Source organism: Pseudomonas fluorescens, from assembly GCF_902497895.1.
GTDB classification, from domain to species: domain Bacteria; phylum Pseudomonadota; class Gammaproteobacteria; order Pseudomonadales; family Pseudomonadaceae; genus Aquipseudomonas; species Aquipseudomonas fluorescens_BP.
Map to the genome: position 1 here is coordinate 140,826 of NZ_CABVHQ010000003.1, position 17,512 is coordinate 158,337.

Below are 17,512 nucleotides of genomic sequence, written 5' to 3' on the forward strand. Positions count from 1 at the left end.
TAGATGGCCAGCAATAGGCCTCACCGCGCACATTCCGAGAATCTCGCATGCAGACTTTTTTTATCGCGCCCACCGATTTTGGTGTGGGTCTGACCTCCATCAGCCTCGGGCTGGTGCGTACCCTTGAACGGGCCGGGCTGAAAGTCGGCTTTTTCAAACCCATTGCCCAGCCGCACCCCGGCGACCTGGGGCCTGAACGCTCGACTGAACTGGTGGCCCGTACCCATGGCCTGAAACCACCAAAACCACTGGTCCTGGCCCATGTCGAACGGATGCTCGGCGACGGTCAGCTCGATGAACTGCTGGAAGAAATCATTACCCTGTACCAGGAAGCGGCCATCGGCAAAGACGTGCTGATTGTCGAAGGCATGGTCCCGACCCGCAGTGCCAGCTATGCCGCGCGGGTCAACCTGCACCTGGCGAAAAGCCTGGATGCCGAGGTAATCCTGGTGTCCGCGCCGGAAAACGAAGTGCTCACCGAGCTGTCCGGGCGGGTCGAGTTGCAGGCCCAGTTGTTCGGCGGGCCAAAGGACCCGAAAGTCCTCGGCGTGATCCTGAACAAGGTCCGCACCGATGAAAGCATGGAGGCCTTCGCCGCGCGCCTGAAAGAACACTCGCCATTGCTGCGCAGCGGCGACTTCCGTCTGCTCGGCTGCATCCCCTTCCGGCCGGAACTGAACGCCCCGCGCACTCGTGATGTGGCCGACCTGCTTGGCGCCCAGGTGCTCAACCCCGGTGACTACGAAACCCGGCGCATGAGCAAAATCATCATCTGCGCCCGGACCATGCGCAACACAGTCGAGCTGCTCAAGCCCGGCGTACTGGTGGTGACTCCGGGGGATCGCGACGACATCATCCTCGCCGTCAGCCTCGCAGCCATAAACGGCGTGCCGCTGGCCGGCCTGTTGCTGACCAGCGATACCCTGCCCGACCCACAGATAATGGATCTGTGCCGGGGCGCCTTGCAGGCCGGCCTGCCGGTACTGTCGGTGAGCACCGGTTCCTACGACACCGCCAATCAGCTGAACGGGCTTAACAAGGAAATCCCCATCGATGACCGCGAGCGCGCGGAAATCATCACCGATTTCGTCGCCGGCCACCTGGATGCGAAATGGCTGCATCAACGCTGTGGCACGCCACGGGAAATGCGCCTGACCCCGGCGGTATTTCGCTACCAACTGATTCAGCGCGCCCAGGCGGCCAACAAGCGCATTGTTTTGCCGGAAGGCAGCGACCCACTGACGGTGCAAGCCGCAGCGATCTGCCAGGCCCGCGGCATTGCCCGTTGCGTGCTGCTGGCCAAACCCGACGATGTGCAAGCGGTGGCCCGCGCTCAAGGCATCGAGTTGCCGGAAGGCCTGGAGATTCTCGACCCGGACCTGATTCGTCAGCGCTATGTCGAACCGATGGTGGCCCTGCGCAAAACCAAAAGCCTCAACGCGCCGATGGCCGAGCAACAACTGGAAGACACCGTGGTGATCGGCACCATGATGCTGGCGCTGGATGAAGTCGACGGACTGGTATCGGGGGTCATTCACTCCACCGCCAACACCATCCGCCCAGCCCTGCAGTTGATCAAGACCGCACCGGGCTGCACCCTGGTCTCGTCGGTATTTTTCATGCTGTTTCCCGAGCAGGTGCTGGTCTATGGCGACTGCGTGATGAACCCGCATCCAAGCGCCACTGAACTGGCCGAGATCGCCCTGCAAAGCGCCGACTCGGCGGCAGCGTTCGGCATCACCCCACGGGTGGCGATGATCAGCTACTCCAGCGGTGAATCGGCCAGCGGCGAAGAAGTCGAGAAGGTCCGCGAAGCCACCTTGCTGGCCCATGAAGCGCAAAACTCACTGCTGATCGACGGCCCGTTGCAGTACGACGCAGCAGCCAACGAAACCGTCGCCCGGCAACTGGCGCCCAACAGTCAGGTCGCCGGCCGCGCCACGGTTTTCGTGTTCCCCGACCTGAACACCGGCAACACCACCCACAAGGCCGTGCAACGCAGCGCCGATTGCGTCAGCCTCGGGCCGATGCTGCAAGGCCTGCGCAAACCGGTGAACGACCTGCCGCGCGGCGCGCAAGTCGACGACATCGTCTACACCATCGCCCTGACTGCGATTCAAGCCGCCAATCGACCTATGGATGTTTAAATGCTGGATTCTCTACCTGCACCCGTGCGCGGCGTGATCGCCTCGCTGCTGTTGGCGCTGAACACGATCCTCTGCTGTACGCCACTGTTCGTGGTGGCGATCTTCAAACTGCTGTTGCCCTTCCCGGCCGCCCAACGCTTCACCGACTGGCTGATGGGCCATATCCACGAAGCCTGGATCAGCAACAACAAGGCCTGGATGGACTTGCTCGGGCACACACGCTGGAAGCTCAGCGGGCTCGAAGGTCTGGACTATCAGCATTCTTACCTGATCACCAGCAACCACCAGAGCTGGGTCGACATCATGGTGTTGCAGTACGTGCTGAACCGACGTATCCGACCCTTGAAGTTCTTCCTCAAGCAGGAGCTGATCTGGGTCCCGGTGATCGGTCTGGCGTGGTGGGCGCTGGGCTTTCCGTTCATGAAGCGTTATTCCAAGGCCTATCTGGCCAAGCACCCGGAGAAGAAAGGCAAAGACCTGGAAACCACCCGCAAGACTTGCGACAAGTTCCGCAATAACCCGGTGGGGATTTTCAACTTCGTCGAAGGCACGCGTTTTACCGAAGGCAAGCACGCGCAGCAGAGTTCTCCGTTCCGCTATCTGCTTAAAGCCAAGGCCGGTGGCATCGCGTTTGTGCTGGATGCCATGGGTGAACAACTGGAGTCGATCGTCAACGTCACTATCCATTACCCGGCCGGACGCCTGGGTTACTGGGACCTGCTCTGCGGGAATGTGAAAGATGTGGTGGTGCATTTTCAGGAGCTGAAAATCCCGCCGCAGTTCATTGGCAAGAACTACGACCAGGACGGCGAATACCGACTGCAGTTTCAGGGCTGGATCAACCAGCTGTGGGAAGACAAGGATGCCTTGCTGGCGCAGATGCATCGGGAATATCCCGGTAAACACTAACCTCCTGTTAGCGGGCTATTTTGGCGTATTGGACGAGCTGAATCGTGGCGCGTTCTTCGATGCTGAGTTCGGTATTAATATATGGCAACACCTTACCGGAGAGTAAGGTGTTGCACTCAGCTTTCGCGGCCGCCCGGGTATTTTGAGTCAAGCTGACGATCAGGCTGCACGCGGGCGCATTTTCTCGCTCAAAGATAAATCGGATTTTTGTTTTTAGAGGAGCCCAATAGAGTCGTTTAATCTGGGGCTAATTCGGCGGACAAATGCGAGCGGGACGATTTAAAAATGCAAGCCGCTACACATAACCATCGCTTCCTCCAGTACAGCAACCATATTCATCACCACTATCGTCAGAGCCACCACTTCCGCTACCAAATTCAAGTGACCCAATAGTTACCGTTGCGATATTTCCAGGAGGGGGAGCAGGAGAAACGGGTAATAATGGAGGATGAAAACCACCACCCCCACTACTTTCATTGGGAGCAGCTATCGCAGATGACTGCAACTCTCCAGTTGCAGATATCCAATTACAAGAAAGCATCTGATTATTATACGCCGCAGCCAATGTATCTTTATGAACTATTTGCATATCTGGCGCACAGACATAATCAAGGTAACTATCCAATGCTTTTTCTTTAAAGAAGTTCGCGGCGCTTGTTGTGATTCTTTCAAATGTTTCCGTACCAAGAATCGAATACATACCCGCTGATATCGTCACAAGGCCTAAACCAGTAATTATTGCAGGTGCTGCCCCACCCAAGATTGCCATCGTAGCAATCACTCCTGCAACATTCCCTACAAGACTGATAACATCACCCGCCTTGAATTCGGCGCCATCCCTGATATCTACTCCGATCTTTAAAAAAGTAATTGTTCCCGCGACTATGTTGGCCGGCATGCTCACAATCGGAACATAAGGGCCTGCTAGTCTTGTTACGGAGGTCACACTCGCTATCACAGCTCCTGTTTGCGCCGTTTGATTCAACAACACCATTCCAGCACCGTTAACTAAAAACTGATCTGATACTGCAGTTGCGCCCGCGCCAACAGTCACACCGTCATTGACAACACCTACAAATATTTCGACTTTCCCGGCCATATATCACTCCTTGATCACAGTTTTAAACGCAAGTGTCATTCTTACCTGATCACACTTCACAGAAGGCGATCTCGCGGCATGTGGAATTCGTCCATCGAAAATTACTACCCGCCGTGATTTTGGCAGCACAGACTTTACGACGTTTTCTTTTTTATCATCATAGAAAACGAGTTCCCCACCCCAAGACGTGGGCCAGTGCTCATTACAGAAAACGATCACTGTCAGCCCTGGATGCATTTTATTATCCCGGTGAATTATCGTGTCTTGCCCGAACGTCTGCCATTTGCGTAGACGCCTAATAATGTAATATTGAAATCATGTAATCCTGACAACCTCTCCCAAAACCCGATCAGAAAACACCATGATTCACTACTGCTCAACTCTTCTACACACGACTGCCGGTCAGGACGACCTTTACCAGCAATAAAAACATGCCAACAAGGTCTAATAAAGGGGAGTTCTTCATAATTCGGCCAGTTGTATCTCCAAACAGCGCCTTTAAGCTGAAGATTTATGCTTTCCTCTTCTCCTCGAGTTAAGAAATCGTCAATTACAAATATTCCATTATCAATCTGCTCGATTTTCACATGCTTTCCTTTTCGCTGCGAATCTATTCCAGAAACCATTCCGAAAAATCAACAAAAGCAAATACAGAGACAAAACCGACGATGTAACAATTGCAAGATAATTTTTAATATTGTCGAATCTTGCCCACTGCAATATATCTTTACGACTTATCATTAACCCACCGTCATTATCATACACCCCCCAGACAAATCGATTATTCCGACCTGAATCTACAGCGACCCACAGCTTTCGTGACTCACTCAAGTCCAAGTGCCGAACATCACGACTAGAAACCTCTATAACATGGTCATACACATAATCACCCAGTCCAACCCTAAGATACAGACACGACCTAGTCCTTGAAGCTTCCGAAAGGCTTCTATATATAAAAGCATCTTCCAAAACTATTTTTCTGGGAACTAGAGGTATATCTATTATTTTATTAAAAATATAGAAAGAAAAAATAGAAAATAATAAAAAAACAATCATCAAAAAAATAATTTCAAAGATACTAATTACATACCCGGAAGGGATGAAGAATGTTTTTTTACGCATACCCTAGTTCCCTGAGTCTCAACCTAAGGAAGGTTTGAAGTACCACTGACTTTTGATTGCTACGTTTACCGGTGCATTCAGCATCGGCGAAGTACACATATCTAATCGGAACTCAATCGTTCTGTTCGTATGATGTGAGTGCTTCATAAATTCTGAAACCTATTCAGAGTCCCACTAGACATCTGCTAAGAACATTACCCCCATATGCAAATAAATATAACTTACCAGTTTCCGACACTCCTGTAGTCCATGTCCGATAGCGTTAATTACGCTGTCCGTTCTGTATGAGAAGAGTCGATAGGGATGGCACCCCCGTCTGCTGCGTATAAGCCCTCTGGATCACAGCTCCGCGCAGACTGCTGGATCAATGTGCTGGGAGAAAACAAGGATGCCTTGCTGGCGCAGATGCATCGGGAGTATCCCGCCAGTAATTGAGCTGGATGTGAGGGCCTCATCGCGAGCAAGCTCGCTCCCACAGTTGATCTTTAGTGAAAACTGAATTGGGTTCCACAGAGAACCAATGTGGGAGCGAGCTTGCTCGCGATGGCGATTTCAAGGACACAAAAAAACCCGCGGATGATCACTCATCCGCGGGTTTCTTATGACCGACTAACGCTTAGATCGCGCCGCGGTTACGCAGCAGTTCCAGCACTTGCTTGACGCTCTCTTCCAGCGACAGCGACTGGGTGTCGACCACAAGGTCGGCGTCCAGCGGCACGTCGTACGGGAAGGAGTCGCCAGGGATGTTATCCCCGCCCGCCGCGTACAAACCTTGCGGATCACGTTCGGCACAGACCGTCGGCGAAGCCTGCACGTACACGGTCAGCAAGCGATCGCCGCCGATCAGCGCCTTGGCCTGTTCGCGGCCTTCGGCATCTGGTGCGACAAAGGCGGCCAGGGTCAGCAGGCCGGCTTCGTTGAACTGACGCGCGACGTGAGCCGCACGGCGCCAGTTCTCGGTACGCCCGGCACGAGTACTCGGCAGACCTTTGTTCAGGTCATGACGCAGGTTCTGGCCGTCGAGTACAAACACCGCGCGGCCCATATCGAACAGTTTGCGTTCAACCGCGTAAGCCAGTGTGCTTTTGCCCGCGCCGGACAAGCCGCTGAACAGAACCGTGGCCGGTTGCTGGCCGAAGCGCTGGGCGCGTTCTTCAACCGCGACATGCGCCAGCTTGCCATGGTGAGTGACGCTGTCGTGCGCCACAGGCTGGGCGATGATCATGCCCGCTGCGACAGTGCCATTGGTCAAACGATCGATGACGATGAACGAACCGGTGGTGCGGTTGCTGGCGTAACCGTCCAGGGCGATGGCCGTATCGAGGCTGATCTTGACCCGACCGATCTCGTTCAACTGCAACGAACTGGCAGGACCTTCGGCCAGGGTGTTCACATCGACGCGATTGACGATGCTGGTGATCGAACCCGGCACGTAGCTGGTAGCGCGCTTGATGTCGTATTTCTTGCCCGGCAGCATCGGCTCTTCGGCCATCCACACCAACATGGCGTCGAAGGCGTCGGTTACTTGCGGCACGTTATCGGCATGCACCAGCAAGTCGCCACGGGAGATATCAATCTCGTCTTCCATGGTCAGCGTCACCGCCTGGCCAGGACCGGCGTGTTCCAGCTCGCCGTCAAAGGTGACGATGGACTTGACCCGGCTGCTCTTGCCCGACGGCAGAACAACAACTTCATCGCCCTTGTGCACGATGCCGCTGGCCAGGGTACCGGCGAAACCCCGGAAGTTCAGGTTCGGACGGTTGACGTACTGCACCGGGAAACGCAAGTCGGTGTAGTTGCGGTCGTTGGCGATCTCGACAGTTTCGAGAATCTCCATCAGCGACTGGCCGGTGTACCAGGGCGAACTCTCGCTCTTGTTCACCACGTTGTCGCCCTTGAGCGCCGACATCGGAACGAAGGCCATGGTGCTCGGCTTGAACGCGATGCCTTCGGCGAACTTCAGGTAATCGGCCTTGATCGACTCGAAGACTTTTTCATCAAAGCCGTTGAGGTCCATCTTGTTGATGGCGACGACGATGTGCTTGATGCCCAGCAGCGAGGCGATAAAGCTGTGACGACGGGTCTGGGTCTGCACGCCGTAGCGGGCATCCACCAGAATGATCGCCAGGTCGCAGGTCGATGCGCCGGTGGCCATGTTGCGGGTGTACTGCTCATGGCCAGGCGTATCGGCGATGATGAACTTGCGCTTGGCCGTCGAGAAATAACGGTAGGCGACATCGATGGTGATGCCCTGCTCGCGCTCGGCCTGCAGGCCATCGACCAGCAACGCCAGGTCGATATCATCGCCCGTGGTGCCGACTTTTTTCGAGTCGCGGGTAATCGCTTCCAGGTGATCTTCATAGATCATCTTGGAGTCGTGCAGCAGACGCCCGATCAGCGTGCTTTTGCCATCGTCGACGTTGCCACAGGTAAGAAAGCGCAGCATTTCCTTGCGTTCGTGCTGGCCCAGATAGGCGAGGATGTCCTCGCTGATCAAATCAGATGCGTGCGACATGACAACCCCTTAGAAATAACCCTGACGTTTCTTTTCTTCCATCGAACCTGCGCCATCGTGATCGATGACCCGGCCCTGGCGTTCGGAAGTTCGCGTCAGGAGCATTTCCTGAATGATGTCGGTCAGGCTGGTGGCCTCGGACTCGACCGCGCCGGTCAACGGGTAGTCGCCCAGTGTGCGGAAGCGGACTTTCTTCTTGACGATACGCGCCTTGTCTTCATCACTCAGGTGATTGAGCAGACGCTCGTCGTCGATCATGATCCAGGTGCCGTTCATCTCGATGACGTCGCGTTCGGCGGCGAAATACAGAGGAACGATCGGGATACCTTCGAGGTAGATGTACTGCCAGATGTCCAGCTCGGTCCAGTTCGACAGCGGGAAGACCCGGATCGACTCGCCCTTGTTGACGTTGCCGTTGTAGACATTCCACAGCTCGGGACGCTGGTTTTTTGGGTCCCAGCGGTGCTTGGTGTCACGGAAGGAGTACACGCGCTCTTTGGCGCGGGACTTCTCTTCGTCGCGACGGGCACCACCGAAGGCGGCGTCGAAGCCGTATTTGTCCAAAGCCTGCTTGAGGCCTTCGGTCTTCATGATGTCAGTGTGCTTGGCACTACCGTGGGTCAGCGGGTTGATGCCCTGCGCTATGCCCTCGGGATTGACATGCACCAGCAGATCCAGGCCCAGCTCTTCGACCATGCGGTCGCGGAAGCTGTACATTTCCTTGAATTTCCACTGGGTGTCGACGTGCATCACCGGGAACGGCAGTTTGCCCGGGAAGAACGCCTTGCGCGCAAGGTGCAGCATCACGGCGGAGTCTTTACCGACGGAATACAGCATCACCGGGTTATCGAACTCGGCGGCGACCTCGCGGATGATGTGGATGCTTTCGGCCTCCAGCTGTTTCAGATGCGTCAGTTTGTCGACCATAGCTACTCACGAAAACGATCTTATGGACGGCCAGCGGGCCGTGTTCGAGCGAGGCATGCTAGCACAGCGTCCACTTCTATTGAGGAGGCCAGCTAGATCGAAAAAGTATATGAATATACTCGGGTGTTTGGGACTCACACCTTGTAGGACCTGCGTAGGAGCTGCATAGGAGCTGCATAGGAGCTGCATAGGAGCTGCATAGGAGCGTAGGAGCGTAGGAGCGTAGGAGCTGTCGAGTGAAACGAGGCTGCGATCTTTCCAGGTCCACTTGAGTCCCAAGCGAAAGATCAAAAGATCAAAAGATCAAAAGATCAAAAGATCAAAAGATCGCAGCCTGCGGCAGCTCCTACAAAGGGTACTCGCATCGCCCCCCCTGAAAATCAAATCGGATTCGGGCAATCGATGAAGATGTGCTCGAGGGCAAAGCGCCGTGCCAGGTAGTCCCCCAGCGCCTGTATGCCGTAGCGCTCGGTGGCGTGGTGACCGGCGGCGATAAAGCTGATGTTGTTTTCTTGAGCGCTGTGGAAGGTCTGCTCAGAGGCTTCGCCGCTCAGGTACAGGTCGACACCGGCCAGCACCGCTTGATCGATATACCCCTGGCCACCACCGGTGCACCAGCCGACACGCCGGATCATCTCGCTGCCTTCGATCAGCAGTGGCTCACGGCCCATCACTTCCTGTACGCGCCGGGCGAAATCCCGAGGGGTCATCGGTTCGCTTAACGAGCCGACCAAACCGACGATTTTAAGGTTATCCGGATCCAGTGGGCCTTCGACAGTAATATCCAACTGCCGGGCAAGCTGCACGTTGTTGCCGACCTCGGGATGCAAGTCCAGTGGCAGGTGGTACGCCAGCAAACTGATATCGTGTTTGAGCAAGGTTTTCAGCCGGCGCTGTTTCATGCCGGTGATGCACGGATTCTCGCCCTTCCAGAAATAGCCGTGATGCACCAGCACCAGATCAGCCTTGGCCTCCACCGCCGCGTCGAGCAACGCCTGGCTGGCAGTGACGCCGCTGACGATGCGCATGACCTGCGGACTGCCTTCGACCTGCAAGCCGTTGGGGCAGTAATCGGCAATCCGCGAACTGCTGAGGTAGCGGTCCGCTTCTTCTACCAGGGTGTTCAGGGCAACGGCCATAAAAGACTCCTAAATATCCCGTTCAGAGGCACTCGCACGCCTCTATAATGCGCGACATTATGGGCGGTCTCACACCCCCTGCAACCTCTCAGGACTTGCTTAATGCTCAAGGCGCTGCGTTTTTTTGGCTGGCCGCTGTTGGCCGGCGTACTTATCGCGATGCTGATTATTCAGCGTTACCCGCAGTGGGTGGGGCTGCCAAGCCTTGACGTCAATATGCAACAAGCCCCGCAAACTACCCTGGCCCAGCAGGGCCCGGTGTCCTACGCCGATGCGGTGACCATTGCCGCGCCTGCGGTGGTCAACCTGTACACCACCAAGGTCATCAACAAACCCAGCCATCCATTGTTCGAGGATCCACAGTTCCGACGGTTCTTCGGCGATAACCTGCCCAAGCAGAAGCGCATGGAGTCCAGCCTCGGCTCGGGGGTGATCATGAGCCCGGAAGGCTACCTGCTGACCAACAACCACGTCACCAGCGGCGCCGACCAGATCGTGGTGGCGCTCAAGGATGGTCGTGAAACCCTGGCTCGGGTGATCGGCAGCGACCCGGAAACCGACCTGGCGGTGCTGAAAATCGACCTGAAGAACTTGCCTTCGATCACCGTCGGCCGCTCCGACAACATTCGCATCGGCGATGTCGCGCTGGCCATCGGCAACCCGTTCGGCGTCGGCCAGACCGTCACCATGGGCATTATCAGTGCCACCGGGCGTAACCAGTTGGGCCTGAATAACTACGAAGACTTCATTCAGACCGATGCCGCGATCAACCCGGGCAACTCAGGTGGTGCGCTGGTGGACGCCAACGGCAACCTGACCGGGGTCAACACGGCGATCTTCTCCAAGTCCGGCGGCTCCCAGGGCATCGGTTTCGCGATCCCGATCAAACTGGCCATGGAGGTGATGAAGTCGATCATCGAACACGGTCAGGTCATCCGTGGTTGGCTCGGCATCGAAGTGCAGCCCTTGACTCAGGAGCTGGCGGAATCCTTTGGCCTCTCCGGGCGTCCGGGCATCGTCGTAGCCGGGATTTTCCGCGACGGTCCGGCGCAAAAGGCCGGCCTGCAACTGGGTGATGTGATCCTCAGCATCGACGGCGAACCGGCCGGCGACGGGCGCCGCTCGATGAACCAGGTGGCGCGGATCAAGCCGACCGACAAGGTCAGCATCCAGGTCATGCGCAACGGCAAGGAGCTCAAGCTCACCGCGGAGATAGGCCTGCGGCCACCCCCTGCAATTACTCCCGCCAAAGAGGAAGAGTAAGCCCGTAGGAGCTGCCGCAGGCTGCGATCTTTAGCGCCTGTAGGAGCTGCCGCAGGCTGCGATCTTTAGCGCCTTAAGCAGCACCAAGCCTCTTCACTGAAGCGGGCTCATCAACAGAATACACCCCTACTAGTTATGTTATATTGTTCCAATATCGCTATTGGAACGATGTCATGACGTCTCGCAAAATTGTCTCCCTGGCAGGCCTGGCCCTCGGCCTGCTGGGAGATCCGGTCTTCGCCGAAGAGCCGCAAACCCTCGAGCTGGACGCCATCAGCGTCACCTCCGACTACGAATCCCCTACCGGCCCGGTCCAGGGCTATCGCGCCACCCGCTCGTCCAGCGCGACCAAGACCGACACGGCGATCAAGGACATCCCGCAGTCCATCAGCGTGATTCCCGCCAGTGTGCTCAATGATTTGGGCAGCAGCAGTGTCGAACGCGCTCTGGAATTTGCCGGCGGCGTTTCGAAACAAAACAACTTCGGTGGCCTGACCCTGTACGAGTACAGCGTGCGCGGCTTCACCACCTCGGAGTTCTACAAGGACGGATTCAGCGCCAACCGCGGTTACCCGACTACCCCGGATGCCGCCAACATCGAGCGCATCGAAGTGCTCAAAGGCCCGGCAGCCAGCCTGTATGGCCGTGGCGATCCCGGCGGCACGGTGAACATCGTCACCAAGAAGCCACAGCCTGAGGCCTTCACCACGCTGCAAACCAGCGCTGGCAGTTGGGACCGTTACCGCACGGCCATCGACGTCAACACGCCTCTCGATGCGCAGGGTGATGTGCTGTCCCGGGTAAACCTCGCGGTGGAGGACAACCACAGTTTCCGCGATCACGTCGACAGTCAGCGGGTGTTCGTCGCGCCGTCGTTCAGCTGGCAACTGAACCCGGACACCAACCTGTTGGTGGAAAGCGAATTCGTCCGTCACAGTTCGACCTTCGACCGCGGCATCGTCGCGCCGAACAATAAGTGGAGCGGCGTTTCTCCCTCGACCTTCCTCGGCGAACCCGATGACGACAACATCGACAACCACAACAATAGGCTCCAGGCCGCGCTCGAACATCAGCTCAACGACAGCTGGAAGCTACGCCTGGCCAGCCATTACAAGGAAGGCAAACTCTGGGGCTTCGCCTCCGAGGCTCGCCCGCTGAATGCCGACGGCCACACCGTCAACCGTCGCTACCGCGAGCGCGATAGCAACTGGCACGACAGCATTACCCAGCTGGAACTGCGCGGCCTGTTCGACATCGGCAGCTGGCAGCACGAGCTACTGATCGGCAGCGAATACGAGAACTACCGCAAGAACGAGCGGGTCACCAGCATTGCCGGCGGCCCATACGCCATCGACATCTACCACCCGGTTTACGGCCAGCCGAAACCCGCTGGCGCACACTCGGGCACGGATTTCTTCGAGCACGTCGAAAGCCAGGCGCTGAACCTGCAGGACCAAATCGTTTTCACCGAGCGCCTGCGGGGCATGCTCGGTGCGCGTATCGAGCACTTCGAGCAGCAGATCGACGACCACGCGAGGAACGCCAATATCCGGCAAACTCATGACGCCCTGACCCAGCGGGCCGGCCTGCTCTACCAGCTGACGCCACAAGTCGGGCTGTTCGCCAACGTCTCCACTTCATTCAAACCGAACAATGGCCTGGACGCCGCTGGCAAATCTTTCGACCCGGAGCAAGGCGTGGGCTACGAAATCGGGATCAAAAGCGAGCTGTTCGACGAGCGCCTGAGCGCCACCCTCGCCGCCTTCCATATCGAGAAAGAAAACGTGCTGGCCCTCGACCCGGGCACCGACACCAGCCGCGCCATGGGCAAGGCCCGCAGCCAGGGTTTCGACCTGCAGGTCGCCGGGCAACTCAGCGATGCCGTGCGAGTGATCGGGGCTTTTGCCTATATCGATGCCGAGGTTACCCAAGGCGACGAAACCATCCCCACCGGCAGCCGGATTCTCGGCGTGGCCAGGCACAGCGGTAGTTTGCTCGGAGTGTATGAATTTCAGGATGGTCGGTTACGCGGCTCGGACCTTGGCGCGGCGCTCACCTATGTCGGCGATCGTTCGGGTGAAGCCGGCAGCGATTTCGAACTGCCGGCCTATCACACCGTCGACCTGCTGGCCCATTACAAGGCCAGTGAAAACCTCACCCTGGGGCTCAACCTGAACAACCTGTTCGACGAAAAATACTACGAGCGCTCCTACAGCAATTACTGGGTCAACCCCGGCGAACCGCGCAATTTCACCGTCAGCCTGACACTCAATCTGTAAAAGGAAGTCACCATGCAACAACTCAAATCACTGGCGCTGCTCGGATTGTTGTTCGCTACTCAAGTCTCGGCCCACGGCCTGTGGACCGAACAGCGCCGCGGCAATATCGAAGTCATCTACGGCCATGGCGCCGAAGACAATGCCTTCAAGTCGCAGAAAATCAGCGGCGCCTGGGCTTATGACCTCGACGGCAAGATGATTCCGGTCAGCGTGCGGCGCCTGGTCGACCACGCCCGCCTGCAACCGTTGAAACCACCGGCGGTAATGGCCGTGGTGCTGGATAATGGCATGTGGTCGCAGACCGCCGATAAAAAATGGATCAACGAAGGACGCAGCAAAGTGCCGAGGGCTATTGAGTCAACCCAGACCTTCAAATACAGCCTGGCGATTTACCAGCCGGGGGCGAAATTGCCGAAGCTCGATCAGATGAAATTGCTGATTCTGCCGGAGATTGATCCGCTGACCGTCGGACCGGGCAAGTCTTTGCCGGTGCAGGTGTTACTCGATGGCAAGCCCGCGGCTGGGGTGAAGTTGATTGGTGATTATCGCAATGCGCCCAATACCCTGAGCACCGAGACAGATGCCGAAGGTCGGGCCCAGGTGCTGGTGCGTAATGAGGGGTTGAATGTGATTGGGGCGCAGATGGAAATTCCGCTGAAGGACAATGCCGATGTGGCGACGCGGGGAGTGTTCAGTTCGCTGACGTTTCTGGGGGAGGCGCATCACGAGTAAGGCTTGGAGTCGGTGACGCCCCAATCGCGAGCAAGCCCGCTCCCACATTTGATCTGTGTTTGCCACAATTTTGCGGCTATGCACGGTCCAGTGTGGGAGCGGGCTTGCTCGCGATAGCGGTTTAGAGGTCGCCGAGGCCGTCGATCAACGCCTGGTTCTGCTCCGACGTACCGATGCTGATCCGCAGAAACTGGGCAATCCGCTCTTGCTTGAAGTGCCGAACGATCACGCCTTGCTCCCGCAGCTTGGCTGCCAGACCCGCCGCATCATGGTTCGGATGCCGGGCGAAAATGAAGTTCGCCGCCGACGGCAGCACTTCAAAACCCTTGGCCTCCAACTGCCCGACCAACTTCTCACGACTTTCGATGACCCACCGGCAGGTCTTGTCGAAGTACTCTCGATCCTCGAATGCCGCAGCTGCACCTACATTCGCCAGGCGATCCAGCGGATAGGAGTTGAAGCTGTTCTTGATCCGCTCCAGCGCCTCGATCAAGTCCGGATGACCGACCGCCAGACCGACCCGCAGGCCCGCCAGGGAACGCGACTTGGACAAGGTCTGGGTCACCAGCAGATTCGGATAACGATCCACCAGGCTGATCGCCGTCTCACCGCCGAAGTCGATGTAGGCTTCGTCGACCACCACTACCGAATCCGGGCTGGCCTTGAGGATCTGCTCGACTGCGTCCAGCGCCAACAGGCAACCGGTCGGCGCATTCGGGTTGGGGAAGATGATCCCGCCGTTGGGTTTGGCATAGTCGGCCGGGTTGATCTGGAACTGCTCGTCCAGTGCCACCGTCTCGAACGCAATGCCGTACAGGCCGCAGTACACCGGATAGAAGCTGTAGCTGATGTCCGGGAACAGTATCGGCTGAGCGTGTTGCAGCAGACCGTGGAAGACATGTGCCAACACTTCATCGGAACCGTTGCCGAGGAACACCTGATTGCTCTGCACGCCGTAGTATTTGGCAACGGCTTGTTTGAGCAGGTCGCTATTCGGATCCGGGTACAGACGCAGGTTGTCGTTCAACTCGACCTGCATCGCCGCCAAGGCTTTAGGCGACGGCCCGTAAGGGTTTTCGTTGGTGTTGAGCTTGACCAGTTTTGCCAGCTTCGGCTGCTCGCCCGGCACGTAGGGCACCAGTTCCTTGACGAAGGGACTCCAGAATTTACTCATGCTTTTTTCCCTTCTTCAACGATGCGGTATTCGGCGCTGCGGGCGTGGGCGGTCAACGACTCGCCGCGGGCCAGCACTGAAGCCGTCTTGCCCAGTTCGGACGCGCCCTGTTCCGAGCAGAAAATGATCGAGGAGCGCTTCTGGAAGTCGTACACACCCAGCGGCGAGGAGAACCTCGCTGTGCCAGAGGTTGGCAACACGTGGTTGGGACCTGCGCAGTAATCGCCCAAGGCTTCGGACGTGTGGCGGCCCATGAAGATCGCGCCAGCGTGACGGATCTGCGGCAGCCAGGCTTGCGGATCGGCGACCGACAATTCCAGGTGTTCCGGGGCGATGCGGTTGGCCACTTCGATGGCCTGCTCCATGTCGCGGACCTGAATCAGCGCACCACGAGCGTTGATCGAGGTCTCGATGATTTCGGCGCGTTCCATGGTCGGCAGCAGTTTGGCGATGCTCGCCGCCACCTTGTCGAGGAACCCGGCATCCGGGCTGACCAGGATCGCCTGGGCATCTTCGTCGTGCTCGGCCTGGGAGAACAGGTCCATGGCGATCCAGTCCGGATCGGTATGACCGTCGCAAACCACCAGAATCTCGGATGGGCCAGCGATCATGTCGATACCGACCTGGCCGAATACATGACGCTTGGCGGTGGCCACATAGATGTTGCCCGGACCGACGACTTTGTCGACCTTCGGCACGCTTTCGGTGCCGTACGCCAACGCGGCAACCGCCTGGGCGCCACCGATGGTGAACACCCGGTCGACACCGGAGATGCAGGCCGCGGCCAGCACCAGCTCATTGATTTCACCGCGCGGGGTCGGAACGACCATGACCACTTCGGTCACACCCGCGACCTTGGCCGGAATGGCGTTCATCAACACCGAAGACGGATAGGACGCCTTGCCACCCGGTACGTACAGACCGGCGCGATCAATTGGCGTGACCTTCTGGCCCAACACCGTACCGTCGGCTTCGGTGTAGCTCCAGGATTCCTGTTTCTGTTTTTCGTGGTAGCTGCGCACCCGCGATGCGGCCTTTTCCAGGGCTTCGCGCTGGGGCGCGGTAATTCGGGTCAGGGCCAGTTCCAGGCGCTCGCGGGGCAGGATCAGGTCCGCCATCGACGCCACTTGCAGGCCATCGAAACGCTGGGTGAATTCCACCAGCGCGGCATCCCCACGCTCGCGCACGGCCTTGATGATGTCCAGCACCCGTTGATTGACCGAATCGTCAGACACACTTTCCCAGCTCAACAGTTGATCCAGATGATGTGCGAAGTCCGGGTCAGCAGCGTTGAGTCGGCGAATTGCAGTGGGAGCGGTCATGGCGAAGGCCTCGATAATTGGCGAATGCTCAAATGGGCAAAGCTTACAAATGCAAACTGTGTTTGCAAAAGCTCAGGCGCCGCAAGACTACCAAGCCATCCGCGTGGGCACCTGAGAATTCTGGCTATGACACGGATAGATGGGCGCGACCTGGGTCGCGCGGGTGGCTCAGCCGCGGTGTCGCGACTCTACCGCTTTACGCAGGGTATCGATCAGCGCCTGGATACGGGCGTGTTGCATTTTCATGGAGGCCTTGTTGACGATCAGCCGGGAGCTGATATCGGCAATGAAGTCCTGGGGTTCCAGGCCATTGGCGCGCAGGGTGTTGCCGGTATCGACCACGTCGATGATCTTGTCCGCCAGACCGATCAGCGGCGCCAACTCCATCGAACCGTAGAGCTTGATGATGTCGACCTGACGGCCTTGTTCTGCGTAGTAGCGCTTGGCAACGTTGACGAACTTGGTCGCCACCCGCAGGCGGCCCTTGGGCTCGACGTCACCGACACGGCCGGCGGTCATCAGCTTGCACAGGGCAATTCGCAGGTCCAGGGGCTCGTACAGGCCCTGGCCACCGTATTCCATCAACACATCTTTACCGGCCACACCCAGGTCGGCGGCGCCATGCTCGACATAAGTCGGCACATCAGTGGCACGCACGATCAGCAAGCGCACATCGGCCTGGGTCGTGGGGATGATCAGCTTGCGGCTCTTGTCCGGATTCTCGGTCGGCACAATGCCCGCTTCAGCCAGAAGCGGCAGGGTGTCGTCGAGGATGCGGCCCTTGGACAGTGCGATGGTCAACATGGGAAACGTAAGTCCTTATCAGGATACTCATGCCCGGACGCAAACGGCGCCGGACACACATCGAGCCTGAAAAAGCTCAG

At 57.6% G+C, this 17,512-nt stretch carries 14 protein-coding genes; 5 read left to right on the plus strand and 9 right to left on the minus strand.

Annotated elements, in window-relative coordinates; translation table 11 throughout:
- Nucleotides 1-47 precede the first annotated feature (47 nt).
- Nucleotides 48-2,147 carry a phosphate acetyltransferase gene (gene pta / locus F8N21_RS02535; protein ID WP_150640619.1) on the plus strand — a complete coding sequence of 700 codons (2,100 nt, stop codon included), beginning with the start codon at nucleotides 48-50 and terminating at the stop codon, nucleotides 2,145-2,147.
- Nucleotides 2,148-3,056, plus strand: a complete 909-nt coding sequence (locus tag F8N21_RS02540) for an acyltransferase (RefSeq protein WP_150640620.1) — start codon at nucleotides 2,148-2,150, stop codon at nucleotides 3,054-3,056. It abuts the gene before it with no gap.
- Between the two features lie 295 nt (nucleotides 3,057-3,351).
- Here F8N21_RS02540 and F8N21_RS02545 read toward each other — a convergent pair whose 3' ends face one another.
- From F8N21_RS02545 to F8N21_RS02570, 6 genes are all read right to left on the minus strand, one after another.
- Nucleotides 3,352-4,155 carry a hypothetical protein gene (locus F8N21_RS02545; RefSeq protein WP_150640621.1) on the minus strand — a complete coding sequence of 268 codons (804 nt, stop codon included), beginning with the start codon at nucleotides 4,153-4,155 and terminating at the stop codon, nucleotides 3,352-3,354.
- A 3-nt stretch (nucleotides 4,156-4,158) separates the two neighbouring features.
- Nucleotides 4,159-4,392, minus strand: coding sequence for a 2OG-Fe(II) oxygenase (locus tag F8N21_RS30715; RefSeq protein ID WP_263597291.1), 234 nt, complete (start codon nucleotides 4,390-4,392; stop codon nucleotides 4,159-4,161).
- Between the two features lie 17 nt (nucleotides 4,393-4,409).
- Nucleotides 4,410-4,742, minus strand: coding sequence for a hypothetical protein (locus F8N21_RS30720; protein WP_224788150.1), 333 nt, complete (start codon nucleotides 4,740-4,742; stop codon nucleotides 4,410-4,412).
- Between the two features lie 1,151 nt (nucleotides 4,743-5,893).
- Nucleotides 5,894-7,792, minus strand: a complete 1,899-nt coding sequence (gene cysN / locus F8N21_RS02555) for a sulfate adenylyltransferase subunit CysN (RefSeq protein ID WP_150640622.1) — start codon at nucleotides 7,790-7,792, stop codon at nucleotides 5,894-5,896.
- A 9-nt stretch (nucleotides 7,793-7,801) separates the two neighbouring features.
- Nucleotides 7,802-8,719 carry a sulfate adenylyltransferase subunit CysD gene (cysD, locus tag F8N21_RS02560; RefSeq protein WP_150640623.1) on the minus strand — a complete coding sequence of 306 codons (918 nt, stop codon included), beginning with the start codon at nucleotides 8,717-8,719 and terminating at the stop codon, nucleotides 7,802-7,804.
- Between the two features lie 380 nt (nucleotides 8,720-9,099).
- Entirely contained in the window at nucleotides 9,100-9,858 is a 759-nt protein-coding gene (locus F8N21_RS02570) for a Nif3-like dinuclear metal center hexameric protein (RefSeq protein WP_150640625.1), read from the minus strand.
- A 102-nt stretch (nucleotides 9,859-9,960) separates the two neighbouring features.
- Between F8N21_RS02570 and algW the strand changes: the two genes are divergently transcribed.
- The 3 genes from algW (at nucleotide 9,961) to F8N21_RS02585 (ending at nucleotide 14,132) form a co-directional block, all read left to right on the plus strand.
- Entirely contained in the window at nucleotides 9,961-11,121 is a 1,161-nt protein-coding gene (algW, locus tag F8N21_RS02575; protein ID WP_150640626.1) for a Do family serine endopeptidase AlgW, read from the plus strand.
- Nucleotides 11,122-11,294: 173 nt separating this feature from the next.
- Nucleotides 11,295-13,400, plus strand: coding sequence for a TonB-dependent siderophore receptor (locus tag F8N21_RS02580; RefSeq protein WP_150640627.1), 2,106 nt, complete (start codon nucleotides 11,295-11,297; stop codon nucleotides 13,398-13,400).
- 12 nt (nucleotides 13,401-13,412) lie between these two features.
- Entirely contained in the window at nucleotides 13,413-14,132 is a 720-nt protein-coding gene (locus tag F8N21_RS02585) for a DUF4198 domain-containing protein (protein ID WP_150640628.1), read from the plus strand.
- 121 nt (nucleotides 14,133-14,253) lie between these two features.
- Here the strand turns inward: F8N21_RS02585 and hisC are convergent, their stop codons facing one another.
- From hisC to hisG, 3 genes are all read right to left on the minus strand, one after another.
- On the minus strand, nucleotides 14,254-15,306 hold the full coding sequence (hisC, locus tag F8N21_RS02590; protein WP_150640629.1) for a histidinol-phosphate transaminase: 1,053 nt from the start codon (nucleotides 15,304-15,306) through the stop codon (nucleotides 14,254-14,256).
- Complete coding sequence (hisD, locus tag F8N21_RS02595) at nucleotides 15,303-16,628, minus strand: histidinol dehydrogenase (RefSeq protein ID WP_150640630.1); 1,326 nt, start codon at nucleotides 16,626-16,628, stop codon at nucleotides 15,303-15,305. The genes hisC and hisD overlap by 4 nt, the downstream gene beginning before the upstream one ends.
- A 168-nt stretch (nucleotides 16,629-16,796) precedes the next feature.
- A complete protein-coding gene (hisG, locus tag F8N21_RS02600) occupies nucleotides 16,797-17,432 on the minus strand; it encodes an ATP phosphoribosyltransferase (RefSeq protein ID WP_007901570.1) in 636 nt (211 codons plus the stop codon).
- Between the last annotated feature and the right edge of the window lie 80 nt (nucleotides 17,433-17,512).